Origin of the sequence: Vibrio sp. D401a (genome assembly GCF_030248515.1) — a bacterium.
GTDB lineage: Bacteria > Pseudomonadota > Gammaproteobacteria > Enterobacterales > Vibrionaceae > Vibrio > Vibrio rotiferianus.
In genome coordinates this window covers 84,393-100,968 of the sequence record NZ_JAHGAI010000012.1, presented here as the reverse complement: position 1 = coordinate 100,968, position 16,576 = coordinate 84,393, and the positions used below count along the sequence as shown (strand labels likewise).

Sequence of the window (16,576 nt, the reverse complement as noted above, 5' to 3'; positions counted from 1 at the left end):
CTATAATTTCTTTTTCAGCAATTTGCTCGGTTTTCGAGGCGCGTATTATACGGGTAATTGCCCTCTGGGGCGAGGAAAAATGTCCTGTAAAGCATTACACCTAATGCGCAGTTGGATTCACGCTATTGGGGAAAGTTCCAATAAAAACGGCAAGAGTTTTCACCCTCGCCGTTTTTACTTTAAATAGCCGTATTATTGATTAAACAATCGGCTTTTGACCGCGCTCTGCAAGTTTCAGCACCACTCTATCAGCCACTTTGCTAGCAACGCCAGCAAGTTTATCCGCCAGTTTTTTCTTCTGTACGTATTGAACGGCCAACACTGTTTTCTCTTTGCATGCCGCAACCACAAGGTCGTCAGAAGTACTGATTTCATCCACCAGCCCTAGCTCTTTCGCTTGCGTACCAAACCAATGCTCACCTGTTGCCACTTTTTCAAGCTCTAGCGTTGGGCGACGCTCACGGATGAAGTCTTTGAATAGTACGTGCGTTTCTTCAAGCTCTTGCTTGAACTTATCACGCGCTTTGTCGGTGTTCTCACCAAACATGGTCAGTGTACGTTTGTACTCACCCGCAGTCAGCTGTTCGTATTCGATATCATGCTTTTTCAACAGTTTGTTGAAGTTAGGGATCTGCGCAATAACGCCAATAGAGCCAACAATCGCAAACGGTGCTGACACAATTTTGTCAGCCACACACGCCATCATGTAGCCGCCACTTGCTGCTACTTTATCGACAGAAATTGTCAGAGGCAGACCGGCTGCTTTGATTCGATCAAGTTGAGAAGATGCCAAGCCATAGCCATGAACCATGCCACCACCAGACTCTAGACGAAGCAGAACTTCATCACCTTCGCGAGCGACGGCTAATACTGCTGTCACCTCTTCACGCAGTGATGCTACTTCTTTGGCGTCGATACTGCCGTTGAAATCCAGAACGAACAGGTGTGGTTCACGTTTGCTATCAAGAGAGCCTTCTTTGCTCGCTTGTTTGATTTCTTTCTCGCGAGATTTGTTCTTTTCTTTTTCTTCTTTCTTAACCGCTTTATCACGCGCTTTGATGAAAGCGTCATCGTGTAAGTGATGCTCTAGTTGCTCTACCGCATCTTTATGACGCTCAGAAAGATTCGTAACTTCTAATTCGCCTTTTGCCGCGCCTGACTTACCACCTGCTGATTTTGCAATAATCAGCAGCACAACAACTGCCGCTACAACGGTGATAATCTTGGCTAAAAACAGACCGTAATCTAATAAAAATTCCAATGAGAGTTCCTCTATCTCATACCAGTGATAGTCATCAATATGTTACGTAGAAAAATCAGAGAGAAGGCAAGAAAATCAGTAACCTCTTGTTCTGATTGATAGCGTTCAAATAACATACCGGACAACCGTTCTGGAATTGGTATAACACATGAATTGGTGTATTGTAACCAACTTGTCACGATTACCAAGATTTTCCATTGAGAAACAGGCGCATTTCTACACAAACGAACATGAAGCCTGTACGTCGGAACTAGATACAATAATAAGGATTTACTACCGTGAACTACTCCGTTTCAGCAGATGCCCTAAAAGATAAAGTCATTCTTGTCACTGGTGCAGGTAATGGTATCGGTCGCCAAGCTGCACTTTCTTACGCTCAGCACGGTGCGACTGTGATTCTACTTGGTCGAAACGTTCAAAACCTTGAATCCATTTACGATGAAATCGAATCTGCGGGCTACCCTCAGCCTGCGATCATCCCACTTGACCTGAAAGGTGCAACAAAGCAGCACTACATCGATATGGCAGAAACCATCGAAGGTCAATTTGGTCGCTTGGATGGCCTATTGCACAACGCCGGCGTTCTCAGCACGCTGTGTCCATTTGAGCAAATCAATGAAGAAGATTTCGACGACATCATGCAGATTAACGTGAAATCCGAAGTGCTGATGACTCAAGCTCTGCTACCTATCATGCGAAAATCAGACGCGGGGCGTATTGTTTTTACCTCTTCAACCGTTGGTCACTCTGGTCGTGCTTTCTGGGGTTCATACGCTATTTCTAAGTTTGCCGTAGAAGGCATGATGCAGGTATTGGCAGATGAGTTGAGCGACACGCCAATTCGCGTTAATGCAATTAACCCGGGTGCAACTCGCACTCGTATGCGTGAAAAAGCCTACCCAGGTGAAGATGCGAATACACTAAAAACTCCACTGGATATCATGCCGCTGTACCTTCATTTAATGGATCCTGCGGTCACTGATGTAAACGGCCAATGTATCGACGCGCAGCCAAAGCGTAAGTAACCAACTCAGGTTACCTCACATAATCGATTGAAAAGGCAGCAAACGCTGCCTTTTTTCGTATTTCTTCCTATAAAAATCTTGCGACTTTTCCCTACAGAAATATACTGTATATATATACAGGTATTTTATTCATGCAAGACATCATCCAACACTTAAAAAGCCAACATCTTGTTTGGCAAGCAAATTTAACCAAAGCAGACGACCATCAGTTCCTCCATAGTTCTGGTTTTCCTGATCTAGATGCCCTGCTTGGCGGCGGCTTTCCTCCTCACGGTGTGGTAGAAATGGAATCCGTAGGCAGCATTGGTGAGCTGCGTTTGCTTGCGCCTTACTTAAAAGCATCTCTTTCGAGAGGGGTAACAGCATTCATTCAGCCACCAGCGTTGATAAATTCATTGTTCCTCCACAGCATTGGCTTGGACATCAACCAGGTGTGGGTGATCACACCTGAACATCAGCGTGATGCATTATGGGCAGCGGAGCAATGCCTCAAGAGCGGCGTGTGTACCAACGTTTTGCTATGGCAAGATGAGCTAGAGATCCACCAAGTAAAACGCCTGCAAGTGGCGAGTGAGCAAGGTTCTTGCCCTCTGTTTATGCTCAAACCCAACATGACCAATCGTTTGTCTTTACCTGTTTCATTGAGTCTGAAATTGCAAGGCCATGAACAAGGTGTCAGCGTGGAGATTCTCAAACGAAAAGGCGGCTGGAGTAAAGGTAGTGTCAATATCAACTTCCAGCACCACTACCCGCAATTAGTAATGCCAAATACAACTCATATTCCATCGACCGTGGTCAATTTCCCATTAGCGAGCCAAGGTTAGCGATATGACTTTGTGGATTTACTTGCACTTCCCTCGCCTACAGTTAGATGCCCTCTTTGGTGATAACCAAGAGCAAGCAGTGGTAATTGTAGAAAGCCAACGTTGTCGGATCATTCAATACAATGAGATTGCTGAGCAACAAGGTATTAAGACCAACATGGGTTTAGGAAGTGCCGCGTCCTTGTGCCGAGATCTCCAAGTACACCCTTATCATCCGCAAACTGAGTTAAGCAAGTTACAAGAAATTGCCCAGTGGCTGTATTTGATCACGTCTGATGTTGTGTTGATGCCAAGCCAAGGTATTTTACTGCGCGCAACCCCAATGCTTAATCTGTATGAAGGGCTACAAAACTATTGGACTAAAGTCAGCGCTCATTTATCGGAGCTAAGATTAAGCTTTCAATTCGGATGTGGCTTTTCGCCTTTTGCTGCCAAGTTGATGGCATTGGCAGGAGCGAACTTCATCAGCGAAGACAAATCTGCCATGCAGCAAGCCTTATCGCCACTGCCCCTAACACTGACGGATTTATCCAGTACTACCGTTGAGAAGTTACAGCGTGTAGGTGTTACCACACTGCAAGGCTTGCTTGAACTGCCGCTACAAGACATCGCACGCCGATTCGACATTGATTTGGTGAATTACGTTGGTCGACTGACTGGGCAGTTTAAGCATCCTGCCGACTTTTATCATCCAACCGAATCCTTCCAAGTTTATTTGGAGCTACTGTTTGAGATCGAAAACGTCCAATGGATTGAAAAGCCACTGGCTAAGTTGCTTCGTCAGCTCGAAACCTTTCTCAAGCTACGCGATAAAGTCGCGTTTGAACTGTGCTTAACCCTCCACCAGCGAGACAAACAAGCACAGCACCTTCTGCTCACATCCGCGCAAGGCGATTACTTGTGCCAACGCTGGCAACAATTGGCGAGTTTGAGTTTGGAATCCGTCACGTTAAACGGTCCTGTTATCGGCCTGACGTTAAAAGTAGAGCGTCAAGGTGAACCTTTAAGCTCTGCACGCGATTTCTTTGCTGGGCAAAAAGGCCAAATGAACGCGTTAGAGCTGCTCTCTTTACTGCAAGCTAAATTGGGCAAAAGCGCGGTCCTCAAACCCAATATAGCCTGCGATCCAAGGCCAGAGAAAGCCAGTCAATATCGCCCAGCCGATGAGCCGGATGTCCCGATTAACACCATCCCTGCTCTGCTGCGCCCCGCGATGCAATTACCCGCCCCTATCGCGCTACAAGAACAAGTATCTCTAGTGCATGGACCTGAACGGATTGTCTCTGGATGGTGGGATGGTGACGAGATCATGCGTGATTATTACGTTGCTCACACCAAGCAAGGTCGTTGGTTATGGGTATTTCGCGATCAGCACAAGCATTGGTTTCTCCATGGCTATTTTTGTTAAATCGACGGTTATTTTTGTTAGGTCGTTATGAGTTACGCAGAACTGTTTTGTCAGTCCAACTTCTCCTTTCTCACCGGCGCTTCTCATGCAGAAGAGTTGGTGTTGCAGGCGGCGTTTTATCGCTATCAAGCCATTGCGATCACCGATGAGTGCTCGGTTGCGGGCGTAGTAAAAGCCCATGCGACCATCGAGCAACATAAACTCGACATAAAACAAATTGTCGGCAGCATGTTTTGGCTCAATGACGAGTGCCAAGTGGTACTACTTTGCCCCTGCCGTAAAGCTTACGCTGAACTGTGTCGGGTCATCACCAATGCGAGACGCCGCAGCGAGAAAGGCAGCTATCAGTTATCTGAATGGGACTTAATGTCAATTCGTCACTGCCTTGTGTTGTGGCTCCCGACTCATCAAGAGAATGACCATTATTGGGGACGTTGGCTCCAGCAGCATCACGCTCATCGCTTATGGGTCGCGATTCAGCGTCATTTAGGTGGTGATGACGATGCCTACACCACACACTGTGAATTATTAGCAAACGAGTTCCAATTGCCGATTACCGCTTGTGGTGGCGTTTTGATGCATGCTGTTGAACGCTTACCGTTACAACATGTCCTGACAGCAGTAAAACACGGTTGTAGCGTTGATAAGCTCGGCTTTGGTCGTTTATCCAATGCCGAACGGGCATTGCGTCCATTGAACAAACTCTCTCGAATTTACAAATCCGAATGGTTAGTTGAAAGCGCCCACATTGCTGACTTGTGCGACTTCAACCTCTCAGATCTAAAATACGAATACCCAACAGAACTGATTCCAAACGGTTACACCCCTACCTCTTATCTGCGAATGTTGGTCGAGCATGGTAAAAAACTGCGCTTTCCTGAAGGCGTACCCGCAGACATTCATCAAACCATCGAGAATGAATTAGCGCTTATTGAAGAGCTGCAATATCACTATTACTTTCTCACCATTCACGACATTGTAATGTTCGCTAAGCAGCAAGGGATTCTCTATCAAGGACGAGGCTCTGCGGCAAACTCGGTGGTGTGTTACTGCTTAGAAATCACCGCCGTCGATCCTAGACAAATCTCAGTTCTATTCGAACGCTTTATTAGTCGGGAGCGAAAAGAGCCGCCAGACATTGATGTCGACTTTGAACACGAGCGCCGTGAAGAAGTCATTCAATATATCTACAAGAAGTACGGACGCGAACGTGCCGCTTTAGCTGCCACCGTTATCAGCTATCGCTTTAAAAGCGCCGTGCGTGAAGTAGGTAAAGCGTTGGGGATTGAAGAAACGCAATTGGACTTCTTCATCAAAAACGTTAATCGACGTGATCGCAGCCAAGTTTGGCAAGCACAAATCATCGAATTAGGGCTGCAACCAGAATCGTTAAAAGGCCAGCAGTTTATCCAGTTGGTGAACGAGATCATCGGCTTTCCGCGCCATTTATCTCAGCACGTGGGCGGCTTTGTGATTTCATCAGGCCCTTTGTATGAGCTGGTGCCTGTCGAAAATGCCTCAATGGAAGATCGTACGATTATTCAATGGGATAAAGATGATTTAGAAAGCTTAAAGTTACTGAAAGTCGATGTACTGGCACTGGGCATGTTAAACGCGATCCGTAAATGCTTTCAATTGGTTGAGAAACACCACCAGCGATCACTGTCGATTGCCGAGATCACGCGCTTACAAGATGATCCACACGTATACCGTATGATCCAAAAAGCGGACACCGTTGGCGTGTTTCAAATTGAGTCTCGCGCACAAATGAGCATGCTGCCACGCTTGAAGCCTGCACGTTACTACGACTTAGTCGTACAGATTGCGATTGTCCGTCCGGGCCCAATCCAAGGTGATATGGTGCATCCGTTTCTAAAAAGGCGAAACGGTGAAGAACCGATCAGTTATCCATCGGAAGAAGTAAAAAGCGTACTAGAGCGCACTATGGGCGTGCCGATTTTCCAAGAGCAAGTGATCAAACTCGCGATGGTAGCAGCAGGGTTCAGTGGCGGAGAAGCCGACCAACTTCGACGAGCAATGGCATCATGGAAAAAGAACGGCGATCTCGCCAAGTTCAAACCAAAGCTTATCGACGGGATGCTTGAGCGCGGTTATGACTTGGAATTTGCAGAGCGCATCTTCGACCAAATCTGCGGCTTTGGCGAGTATGGCTTCCCAGAAAGTCACTCCGCCTCTTTCGCGGTGCTGGCTTACTGCTCCGCATGGTTAAAGTTCTATTACCCGGCTGAGTTCTATACAGCCCTACTTAATAGCCAACCGATGGGGTTTTATAGCCCTTCTCAACTGGTGCAAGATGCTCGCCGACATGGCGTGGAAGTGCTGCCTGTTTGCATTAATCACTCTTCGTATCAGCATCATTTGGTTCAGCGTCCTAATGGTCGCTTTGGTGTTCAACTGGGGCTTCGATTAGTGAAAGGCTTTAACCAAGAGAGTGCTTCTCGGCTGGTCGAACGCCGACCAAAAACTGGCTATCGCAGTATCCAAGAGGTAAAACAAATCTTAAGAAGCCGCCGCGATATTGAATTACTCGCCTCTGCTAATGCATTTCAGATCCTTTCTGGCAATCGCTATAACGCACGTTGGGCAGCGATGGATTCGTTATCAGACTTACCCTTGTTCACTCATGTAGAAGAGCCAGTGATGAGTTACCAAACTCAGCCTTCTGAATACGAGAGTTTGATAGAAGATTACGCCAGTACCGGACTATCGCTAAGTCGCCACCCGATTACTTTGCTGGAAGAGGCAGGCAAGTTACCACGCTTTACTCGGATGAAGCAACTGGTAGAAAAAGAGCACAAATCTTTAGTAACGGTCGTCGGTGTCGTCACAGGCAGACAATCTCCCGGCACCGCTGCTGGCGTGACCTTTTTCACTTTGGAAGACGATACGGGCAACATTAATGTGGTGGTATGGCGAGCAACCGCACGTGCTCAAAAGCAGGCTTATCTCACCTCAAAAGTATTGATGGTCAAAGGTATTCTAGAACGAGAAGGGGAAGTGACGCACGTAATCGCAGGGAAGCTCATCGACTACACACACAATCTTGCTGAACTAAAAAGTAAATCGCGTGATTTCCATTAAGAAATAATACCTTAATAGCTGTGCCACTAAAGTAAGGGCTAGACAAAAAAAGGGAGGTTAGCCCTCCCTTCTCAAATCCGCTGAATTAATTATCAGCTTCCGCTTCCGTACGCTTTTTCTTGTATTCCCTATACAGTAACAAAGATAAAGTCATAACGACTTTAGATGTTAGCCATATCATTAAAAGGAACTGCCCTATGTTAGTAGGTGAAAAGTGACGTGGTATACCTTACATATTTCATTGTAAAAAATATGTAACTAAAGCATAGCAAAAGCAGGGCGATTAATCACCACAGCTTATACGGTAAATTGTAACTATCCTTTATCCCTCAGGATAAACGACTTGGCGTAAACGCTCTTGGGCAACTTCTACCAACAAATCGGGTTGAAACTTCGAAATGAAGCGATCACAACCTACTTTTTGCACCATTGCCTCATTGAAACTGCCACTTAATGACGTATTCAGAGTAACAAATAGATCGGACATGCGTGGGTCGGTACGAACTTCGTGAGTCAACTTATATCCATCCATCTCTGGCATTTCTGCGTCGGTAATCATCATAAGTAGCTCTTTAGATACTTCCTTACCTTCGTCACACCAACGCTTTAACAAAGTTAAGGCTTCAAGGCCATCACAGCATTCGATGATATTTAGACCAAGCTGAGACAAGGTGTCCCTAACCTGGTTTCGAGCTGTAGAAGAATCATCCACAATCAGAATATTACGACCCACCATTTCTTGAACAAGATTCTGATCCAAAATACCTTCAGAGATCGTCACATCATAATGAATGATTTCAGCTAAAACCTTTTCAACGTCTATGATTTCTACGATCTGCGAACCATCCCCTTCTTTGACTTGGGTAATCGCAGTTAAGTAATTTGAACGCCCTGAAGTCTTCGGCGGCGGTTGGATTTCGGTCCAAGCCGTATTAATGATATTGCGTACAGGACCAACTAAAAAGCCCTGAATAGAGCGGTTGTACTCGGTAATAATCAAGTTCTCTTCCTCAGCATCACCACGCAGAGGAGGAAAACCAATAGATTGACGTAAATCGATAACCGGAACAGCTTCTCCACGTAAAGAAGCAACACCACGAATATTGTAATGTGAGCCAGGAAGCTTGGTTAGCGGAGGTAGCTTAATCACTTCTTTTACTTTAAAGACGTTAATAGCAAACAATTGTCGACTGTTTAAAGTAAACAACAATAATTCCAGTCGGTTCTCACCTACTAAATTTGTACGCTGATCAACGGTATTTAAAACTCCAGACATACGACTTCCTACTACCTTAAAAAATGACAAGCAACTTTCTTACAATATCGGCTCAAATGAGAAAAAGTTAAGTTGCCTTGATAATTAGAGGAAATTACATGAATGGAGAGAATATAGCAATGAACACGGTTTCGTAGGTGTAGCTATCTCACTAAACCTACGAAAAAAGGATTAACCTTCAATCACCTTCATCAGCAATTGACCGTCATAAAGGGCTTGTTTAATTAGCGCAGCACCAGGCATTGTTGCCTGTTTGTAGAAGCGAGACTCGACTAATTCAAGATCTTGGTGGTAAACAGGAAGGCTTTGCTCTTCAATACAGCGACGAACCGAAGGATAAAGCACATCTTTTGCTTGATTGATAACCCCACCGATTAGAATCTTTTCAGGGTTGAAAAGATTGATTACGATAGCGATAGCTGAACCTAAATAACGACCAAGCTTTTCAATCACATCAACGGCTAGCGGATCTCCGTTTGCTGCCGCCTCACAGATGCTTTCAATACTCATCTCTTCCTGTTCAGCAAGAATAGACGGCTCACCATCCGCAATACGGCTCACCACTTCTTCGCGGATAGCTTGCGAACTTGCTACCGTTTCTAGACAGCCAATGTTACCGCAATGACAGCGCTTCCCATTCGGGTCGATTTGGATATGCCCGAGTTCACCGATGTTTCCGTGACGACCTTGCAGTACTCGTCCATCAAGGATGATGCCTGCTCCGAGTCCGTGGTGGATAGAGATAAGAACCGAGTTATCGTTTTCTTGTGAGTGACCAAACAGCTTTTCAGCTAGCGCCCAAGCTCGAGTATCGTTAGCAATGAAGACTGGTAGCCCCGTCGCTTTGTAGATTTCAGGACCAAGCGCTAGGTTTTCAACATTGTAATGCGGCATTTGCAATACAATTCCCTGTTCTGAATTCACGAGGCCAGGAAGTGTAATCGCAATACTAGTCACGCGATCAAGCTGATCGGCATAAGTTTGAAAAAATTCATCAATTTCGTAAAGCAAGCGTTCAAGCACGTCGTCTTGATCACGCTCATGGATGTCGATTTTGGTATCGATAAGAACATCACCGCCCAGTTCATGAAGTGCAATCGTCAAATAGCCTCGGCCTAAACGCATCGACAAGAACTGCCAACCTTCATTATTGACCTGCAAACCTACCGCCGGACGTCCACGGCTCGTAGCTTCTTGCACCGTCGTCTCATGGATAAGGTGGGCTTCAATTAGTTCTCGAGTGATCTTTGTGATACTCGCAGGCGCAAGCTCACTTTGCTTGGATAAATCAATTCGAGAAATTGGACCCTTTAGGTCAATTAGTTTGTATACACGACCAGCATTGACCTGTTTGATATGATCAATATGGCCCGGTTGAGCCATGTACATCTTGCACTCCGAAATTCTATAACTCGGTAATTTTTTTACTTTGCGAAGTAATTGTGAAGTGAATTGATAGATCCCCGTGACAAGCGTCACGTATAAACATGTTTGTTTGTGTATTCAATCAAATAACAGAAAATCAACTGCTGATAAATTGAATGGCAAGACACTTATTTTTTTCCTCAAACTAGGAACCAAAGTCTGAAGCATGGTGTTTCTACAGAGCTTTGCGCTAAAAGTGAACAATAGCTAAAGACTGTGCATATACTTATCTCGTCCCTACATCGCATTCCTCGGAGAATTTATGACTTCAACACTAAGAAGAACAAAAATCGTTACAACTCTTGGCCCTTCTACAGATAAAGACAACGTCCTTGAGGATATCATCAAAGCTGGCGCAAACGTCGTCCGTATGAACTTTTCTCACGGTACCAGAGAAGACCACAAAGTCAGAGCTGAAAAAGTAAGAGCGATAGCGGCAAGACTCGGGCGACAGGTTGCTATTTTAGGAGATCTTCAAGGCCCCAAAATTCGCGTATCCACGTTTAAAGAGGGGAAAATCACTCTGGCCGTGGGTGACAAATTTACCTTAGACAGCGATCTCCCAAGGGGCGAAGGTAACCAAGAAGCTGTTGGACTTGATTACAAAGAGCTTCCACAAGATGTCACCACTAATGACATTCTATTATTGGACGATGGCCGTGTACAACTACAGGTAACGAAAGTTGAAGGTAATAAAGTCCATACTCGAGTGACCGTAGGTGGCCCTCTTTCGAACAATAAGGGCATTAATAAAAAAGGTGGTGGCTTATCTGCCGATGCCCTTACGGATAAAGACAAAGCCGATATATTGACGGCTGCGGAGATCAAAGTCGATTACTTAGCAATATCTTTCCCTCGTAATGGGGAGGATATGCACTATGCCCGTCGACTCGCACGAGACGCTGGATTGGAAGCAAAATTGGTCGCTAAGGTCGAGCGCGCCGAAACTGTCGCAAGCAACGACTCTATTGATGACATTATCAAGGCTTCTGATGTAGTAATGGTTGCACGTGGTGACCTCGGTGTAGAGATCGGAGACCCAGAACTAATTGGCGTACAAAAGAAACTTATTCGCCGTGCTCGTAGCCTAAACCGACTTGTCATTACAGCAACCCAAATGATGGAATCGATGATGGCAAACCCAATGCCAACACGTGCTGAAGTTATGGACGTAGCCAACGCAGTATTAGATGGAACAGATGCCGTTATGCTATCGGGAGAGACAGCAGCAGGCCTCTACCCGGTAGAGACGGTTAAATCCATGGCCGAGGTGTGCATGGGTGCTGAGAAGATGTCAGAAGCAAATCACTCTAGTTACCGCTTAGACCGAACTTTTGAAACGGCTGAAGAAACCATTTCAATGTCGACGATGTATGCTGCCAACCATATGGAAGGCATCAAAGCGATGATCGCATTAACCGAATCTGGCCGAACAGCATTGATGATGTCTCGATTAAGCTCTGGTCTGCCGATATTTGCTCTTTCGCGAAATGAATCGACCCTCAACCGCGCAGCGTTATACAGAGGGGTAACGCCAGTATACTTTGATTCCAAAGGTGATGTTGGGCTTACAACAGCACATGCTGCGATTGAGACTCTCAAAGAGCAAGGCCTATTACACGAGGGTGATTTAGTGATTATTACCCAAGGCGATGTAATGGACGTGGTAGGTTCAACGAACTGTATGCGAATCTTATCGGCTTAGGGCTAACCTATCGCTAGGCTCAATATTCTCAGCGAGTATTGAGCCTATTTTAAGCCCTTTCCAAACCATCCGATTTGAGTTCATCATAGAGGCTGATTAAGTTGAACCCGGCTTGAAGTCCCAGTTGATAGTCGTGCTCCAAATCCTCGGGCTCACTCAACAGTGAAGACGCCCTCAATGCCTCTTTTGGAGCCACTTGCAAAATAAACGTGTCATCGGGTGGGTTCGCTAAAAACTCTTGGGTCAACTCGTATGTCTGATAATGAATCATCAGCATGTCTGCGAGGCCAGAGTCAAAGTGCTCACCAATCAAATGACTCAGGCGATATAGGTTATCTGCACCAAACAACCAACGCCCACCGTTTAATAACTTATGTCCCGGCATTTTAGTTTGATGAGCAGCCGCCACTTTCTGCTGTAAAAAGCTGCTCCAATCTTCTTTCCATTGCTCAACTCGCTGCTGCCAAGTATCTTGAACTGAATTGAATGACTCTCGATACCACTCAACATGTTGACCAGTTTCACTCTCTTTAGCTTGAGCCGGAGAGAATGGCTCAGTCCTTATCACAATGATATTGCGAGCATTTTGACGCCAAGCTTCTTGCACCGGAATGGAAGCAGAAACCCCACCGTCCACATACTGTGAGCCATCAATGTTAACGATTCCTTGATATAGCTTGGGAATCGCACAAGTCGCGATCATAGTTTCGAACCAGCGTTTTCCTAGCATAGGTAAATAACGGTCAGATAAAGAATGCGTATCGGTGACCGCAGCAAATGCCCTTCGGTGACCAAGAGAGCGGTGTCCCAAATCGAGATCGAGTTTATATGGGTATTCTTGGATACGTTCTAACGCCCATTCGAGCCCTAAGTACTGCTTCTTACGGATATATCCGAATAAGTTAAAGAATTCTGTTGAAGTCGTAAGATCGGTAATAAACGCTTTTCCCATCCCATGCTGACGACATAAAAACGCACACAAGTTGAGGGCACCCGCGGAAGTACCATAAAATTCATCGAAAGGATCGAAGTTGGAGAGTAGAAATGCATCCAACACACCAGCGGTAAAAATCCCTCTCTGGCCGCCACCTTGAGCGACCAAAGCTGTTTTCCCTTGCCAATAGTGCTCATAAACTGAGAATTCAAGCTCTATGTGGCTGTCTGTGATAATACCGCTGTTGCGTATCATAGGCTCAACCTCTTAGGTTAAGCTGTCGTAATCGCTATGATGCCGAATGTAAGTAAGACAGCAAAGACTGTTACGACAATGAGTAGGGCAGATTTGAGATCGTGTTCCATAGACACCTCCTGTTGTTGTAACAAATTAATAACACCAGTGTGAATTATGTTCAAGAAATGGCTAATTTAGTCGCACAATTTTGGCTAAGGCATCACAATTAATCTAGTTAATATAGGGAGATAGCAAGATGAAGAACAATATCAAGTGGCTAATTGGGAGTGCATTATTGCTGGGCAGTATCACCTGCCATGCAGAAGTTATAATTACTCCCTATATAGGTTTTACCGGCGGCGGAAATGTTGAAGATGAGGACGGCGCTAAATTTGACATTGAACCATCACCAAACTATGCACTTGCTGTTGAAACGCCATTTGAGAATGGACGATTGGGTCTATTCTACTCTTACCAGTCTACAGAATTAGAACGAGTCAATAATAATTCTGATTTTCACTATCTCCATTTTCAGAGCAGCATCTTGTACCCTATCAGCCAAGGTTGGTCTTCACAGCTAGGTATTGGTTTAGGCGCCGCTTATACCGATGTAGATTGGGCTGATACGAAATATGGGTTTTCGGCCACAGCTTTTTTAGGCATGGAATACGCGATATCACCGGAATTCGCCTTAACAGCACAAGTCCGTTGGCTTGGGACTGTTGTTGATAACGATACGTCCGGAGCGTGTGTACTGCCAGATGACGGTTCCAACTGTGTAATAAAGTTTGAAACCGACTGGATGAACCAATTCCAATCAAATATTGGTTTTACCTTTCGCTTCTAGTTAAGGCTTTTAACGGAAAATCATCTATTGGGCGTAGGGAACATAGCGATACGCCCTAATATTAAAAAACAGATTATTTGACCAAAATCACACCCAGCAAACACAATTTTATTTCACAAGACACTCTCCCCCTCGATCTAATGGCCTAAAAAACGACTAATTAACAATATTTAAACCAGATAAAATATTATCATTAACATTTAGAATCTATTGCGATAAATAATGTAAAAAGTTAGTCTGAAGACAGAAAGCAGAAGAATATTTCAGCTTTTGCAAACACACATCAAAATTTAAAGCATTTAATTCTATTTCTTGTTAGGCAACGCAAAGCAAAACACCAGAATTTTATACCAACACCGAATATCGGATAGAAAGCTGACGGATAACAGTTGTCCTTTGTTCTACTGGTTTTGCTCATTGCCGAGAAGAGCTTCATTCCTTAGGGAGTCGTACAGGGGTCAAATATGAAGCGAGAACAATGGGGATCCCGTGCGGGATTCATCTTAGCCGCAGTCGGTTCAGCCATCGGTTTGGGTAACATCTGGCGTTTCCCATACATGGCCTATGAGAATGGTGGCGGTGCCTTTTTTATTCCTTACCTTTTCGCCATGATCACAGCAGGTATTCCATTCATGATCCTTGAGTTCAGTATGGGTCAAAAATACCGTGGTTCTGCACCAAAAACATTGGCAAAAATCCACGCAAAATTTGAATGGCTTGGCTGGTTCCAAGTTGGCGTTGCTGCCGTCATCGCCGTTTACTATGTTGCGGTTATTGGTTGGGCAATTTCTTACTTTGGGATGTCGTTCACTCAAAGTTGGGGTTCCGATACCAACGCATTCTTCTTTAGTGAATACCTAAAACTTGGTGATAACTCTCCAACGGACTTAGGCAGCATTCAATGGAAGATCGCCGTATCCATGCTGATTGCTTGGGCAATTACCTATACTGCGATTGTGAGCGGTGTGAAATCAGGTATTGAACGCGCATCTAAGATCATGATGCCTATATTGTTCATTATGGTGATCTTCCTGATCGGTCGCATGATTTTCCTTCCTGGTGCGCTAGACGGTGTGAACTACATGTTCGAACCAGACTTCAGCAAAATCTGGGACGTAAAAGTGTGGGCAGCGGCTTACGGTCAGATCTTCTTCACACTGAGTATCGGCTTTGCCATTATGCTGGCTTACTCGAGCTATCTGCCAGAGAAATCAGACATCACCAACAACGCATTCATGACGGTATTGATCAACTGTGGCTTCTCTATCCTTGCCGGTATCATGATTTTCTCGGTATTGGGTTATATGGCTCAAGAACAAGGCAAACCGCTTACTGAGGTAGTCTCTGCGGGTGTGGGCTTGGCATTTGTGACGTTACCTGCGGCAATTAACCTACTACCAGCGCCATACATCCTTGGTCCTTTGTTCTTCTTTGCTTTGGTTGTTGCAGGCTTAAGCTCGCACATCTCAATCATGGAAGCGGTAACCTCAGCCGTTATCGACAAATTAAAATGGAGCCGTAAGAAAGCTGCAAACGTAGTGATTGGTACTGGATTTGTTGTCTCGATGGCATTCGCGGCCAACGGCGGATTGCTTCTTCTGGACCTTGTCGACCACTTCGCAAACAACGTTGGTATTATGGTTGGCGGCCTAGTAGAAATCGTTCTAATGGCTTGGTTGTTGAAACAAGTGCCTGAAGTTCGTAACTACGTAAATGAGCGCTCTGACTTCTCTGTTGGTCAATGGTTCGAAATCTGTTTACGCTTTGTCACACCAATCATGTTAGCAGTTATCTTGGCAACCAAGCTGTACGCCCTTCTCACCGAAGGTTACGGTGGCTACGACCTAACTCTTGGTTGGGTAATGATTGCCGCACTATTTGTGTCTGGTGTATTGATTAACGTCGTGAGCAAGGAGAAAGCGTAATGACAACAAGTGCAATCATCATGATGATTATCGGTCTTGGCATCACTTGGGGTGGAGCCGCGGTATGCATCAAAAGAGCAATGAATAAACAGCAATAACGCCGTTAATTCATAGAACGGATAAGTTTCAACAACAGAATGCCGGCTCAATGCCGGCATTTTTGTCTCTATTAGAAATTGTATTTGATACCAAGCGCCCCACCGATTTGTAAATCTGGTCCTTTATAAAAATCTATCTCCGGATGAACTTGGGCGTACAGATCCCAGCCTTTAGATAGATCCCAGTTTAAGCCGAGCGGAACACGGACACCGAACTCATCATCCCACTCATACCAACCACCAACACCGACATACCACGTCAATGGCATGCTTTGGTCGAATGTGCCACGCTTAGCGATGTAATCAAATGCCATACCATCATTACCAATAATACCGCGGTACTTGTCTTCAACTTCAATTACAACACTCAGTTGCTGATCCACTGCCATACCTACAGAAAAGTTCTTCGGTTGATCTGCTGCCATGCTAACACTGGGAAACAGTGCCGCGACCAGCATTATTTTCTTTTTCATACACGTCATTACTCTTAAAAAACAGTGTACATAATT

14 protein-coding genes are annotated in these 16,576 nt (G+C 45.1%); 8 read left to right on the top strand and 6 right to left on the bottom strand.

Features of this window, described 5'->3' with window-relative positions; translation table 11 throughout:
* Window positions 1-199: 199 nt before the first annotated feature.
* Window positions 200-1,261 (bottom strand): protease SohB, encoded by a 1,062-nt coding sequence (gene sohB, locus KIV41_RS07245; protein ID WP_285335972.1) that lies wholly within the window; start codon window positions 1,259-1,261, stop codon window positions 200-202.
* A 278-nt stretch (window positions 1,262-1,539) separates the two neighbouring features.
* Here sohB and KIV41_RS07240 point away from each other — a divergent pair, with 278 nt between their 5' ends.
* From KIV41_RS07240 to KIV41_RS07225, 4 genes are all read left to right on the top strand, one after another.
* On the top strand, window positions 1,540-2,286 hold the full coding sequence (locus KIV41_RS07240; RefSeq protein WP_285335971.1) for a YciK family oxidoreductase: 747 nt from the start codon (window positions 1,540-1,542) through the stop codon (window positions 2,284-2,286).
* A 131-nt stretch (window positions 2,287-2,417) separates the two neighbouring features.
* Window positions 2,418-3,110, top strand: coding sequence for a translesion DNA synthesis-associated protein ImuA (gene imuA / locus KIV41_RS07235; protein ID WP_285335970.1), 693 nt, complete (start codon window positions 2,418-2,420; stop codon window positions 3,108-3,110).
* Between the two features lie 4 nt (window positions 3,111-3,114).
* The gene (locus KIV41_RS07230) at window positions 3,115-4,518 is read left to right on the top strand and encodes a DNA polymerase Y family protein (RefSeq protein ID WP_285335969.1); all 1,404 of its coding nucleotides are present in this window, start codon (window positions 3,115-3,117) and stop codon (window positions 4,516-4,518) included.
* A 27-nt stretch (window positions 4,519-4,545) separates the two neighbouring features.
* Window positions 4,546-7,620, top strand: coding sequence for an error-prone DNA polymerase (locus tag KIV41_RS07225; RefSeq protein WP_285335968.1), 3,075 nt, complete (start codon window positions 4,546-4,548; stop codon window positions 7,618-7,620).
* A gap of 322 nt (window positions 7,621-7,942) precedes the next feature.
* Here KIV41_RS07225 and KIV41_RS07220 read toward each other — a convergent pair whose 3' ends face one another.
* A complete protein-coding gene (locus tag KIV41_RS07220) occupies window positions 7,943-8,896 on the bottom strand; it encodes a chemotaxis protein CheV (RefSeq protein WP_010449247.1) in 954 nt (317 codons plus the stop codon).
* 171 nt (window positions 8,897-9,067) lie between these two features.
* A complete protein-coding gene (locus KIV41_RS07215; RefSeq protein ID WP_010449249.1) occupies window positions 9,068-10,285 on the bottom strand; it encodes an ROK family protein in 1,218 nt (405 codons plus the stop codon).
* 298 nt (window positions 10,286-10,583) lie between these two features.
* On the opposite strand from KIV41_RS07215, the gene pyk reads away from it, so the two are divergent.
* Window positions 10,584-12,026 (top strand): pyruvate kinase, encoded by a 1,443-nt coding sequence (gene pyk, locus KIV41_RS07210; RefSeq protein WP_285335967.1) that lies wholly within the window; start codon window positions 10,584-10,586, stop codon window positions 12,024-12,026.
* A gap of 49 nt (window positions 12,027-12,075) precedes the next feature.
* Here the strand turns inward: pyk and KIV41_RS07205 are convergent, their stop codons facing one another.
* Window positions 12,076-13,215 carry a patatin family protein gene (locus tag KIV41_RS07205; RefSeq protein WP_285335966.1) on the bottom strand — a complete coding sequence of 380 codons (1,140 nt, stop codon included), beginning with the start codon at window positions 13,213-13,215 and terminating at the stop codon, window positions 12,076-12,078.
* Between the two features lie 17 nt (window positions 13,216-13,232).
* Window positions 13,233-13,325, bottom strand: coding sequence for a YnhF family membrane protein (locus tag KIV41_RS07200; RefSeq protein WP_010449255.1), 93 nt, complete (start codon window positions 13,323-13,325; stop codon window positions 13,233-13,235).
* Window positions 13,326-13,453: 128 nt separating this feature from the next.
* Between KIV41_RS07200 and KIV41_RS07195 the strand changes: the two genes are divergently transcribed.
* From KIV41_RS07195 to KIV41_RS07185, 3 genes are all read left to right on the top strand, one after another.
* Window positions 13,454-14,044, top strand: a complete 591-nt coding sequence (locus tag KIV41_RS07195) for a hypothetical protein (RefSeq protein ID WP_010449257.1) — start codon at window positions 13,454-13,456, stop codon at window positions 14,042-14,044.
* Window positions 14,045-14,508: 464 nt separating this feature from the next.
* Window positions 14,509-15,969, top strand: a complete 1,461-nt coding sequence (locus tag KIV41_RS07190; RefSeq protein ID WP_285335965.1) for a sodium-dependent transporter — start codon at window positions 14,509-14,511, stop codon at window positions 15,967-15,969.
* Entirely contained in the window at window positions 15,969-16,067 is a 99-nt protein-coding gene (locus tag KIV41_RS07185) for a MetS family NSS transporter small subunit (protein WP_010449261.1), read from the top strand. The genes KIV41_RS07190 and KIV41_RS07185 overlap by 1 nt, the downstream gene beginning before the upstream one ends.
* A gap of 71 nt (window positions 16,068-16,138) precedes the next feature.
* Here KIV41_RS07185 and KIV41_RS07180 read toward each other — a convergent pair whose 3' ends face one another.
* Window positions 16,139-16,540, bottom strand: coding sequence for a hypothetical protein (locus KIV41_RS07180; RefSeq protein WP_285335964.1), 402 nt, complete (start codon window positions 16,538-16,540; stop codon window positions 16,139-16,141).
* Window positions 16,541-16,576: the final 36 nt, after the last annotated feature.

Bases quoted from the DNA above. Each gene is read 5' to 3' on its own strand.
- KIV41_RS07195 (WP_010449257.1), top strand. From the start codon at position 13,454: ATGAAGAACAATATCAAGTGGCTAATTGGGAGTGCATTATTGCTGGGC.
- KIV41_RS07180 (WP_285335964.1), bottom strand. From the start codon at position 16,540: ATGAAAAAGAAAATAATGCTGGTCGCGGCACTGTTTCCCAGTGTTAGC.
- imuA (WP_285335970.1), top strand. From the start codon at position 2,418: ATGCAAGACATCATCCAACACTTAAAAAGCCAACATCTTGTTTGGCAA.
- KIV41_RS07190 (WP_285335965.1), top strand. From the start codon at position 14,509: ATGAAGCGAGAACAATGGGGATCCCGTGCGGGATTCATCTTAGCCGCA.
- pyk (WP_285335967.1), top strand. From the start codon at position 10,584: ATGACTTCAACACTAAGAAGAACAAAAATCGTTACAACTCTTGGCCCT.
- KIV41_RS07230 (WP_285335969.1), top strand. From the start codon at position 3,115: ATGACTTTGTGGATTTACTTGCACTTCCCTCGCCTACAGTTAGATGCC.
- KIV41_RS07220 (WP_010449247.1), bottom strand. From the start codon at position 8,896: ATGTCTGGAGTTTTAAATACCGTTGATCAGCGTACAAATTTAGTAGGT.
- KIV41_RS07200 (WP_010449255.1), bottom strand. From the start codon at position 13,325: ATGGAACACGATCTCAAATCTGCCCTACTCATTGTCGTAACAGTCTTT.
- KIV41_RS07185 (WP_010449261.1), top strand. From the start codon at position 15,969: ATGACAACAAGTGCAATCATCATGATGATTATCGGTCTTGGCATCACT.
- KIV41_RS07205 (WP_285335966.1), bottom strand. From the start codon at position 13,215: ATGATACGCAACAGCGGTATTATCACAGACAGCCACATAGAGCTTGAA.
- KIV41_RS07215 (WP_010449249.1), bottom strand. From the start codon at position 10,285: ATGTACATGGCTCAACCGGGCCATATTGATCATATCAAACAGGTCAAT.
- KIV41_RS07225 (WP_285335968.1), top strand. From the start codon at position 4,546: ATGAGTTACGCAGAACTGTTTTGTCAGTCCAACTTCTCCTTTCTCACC.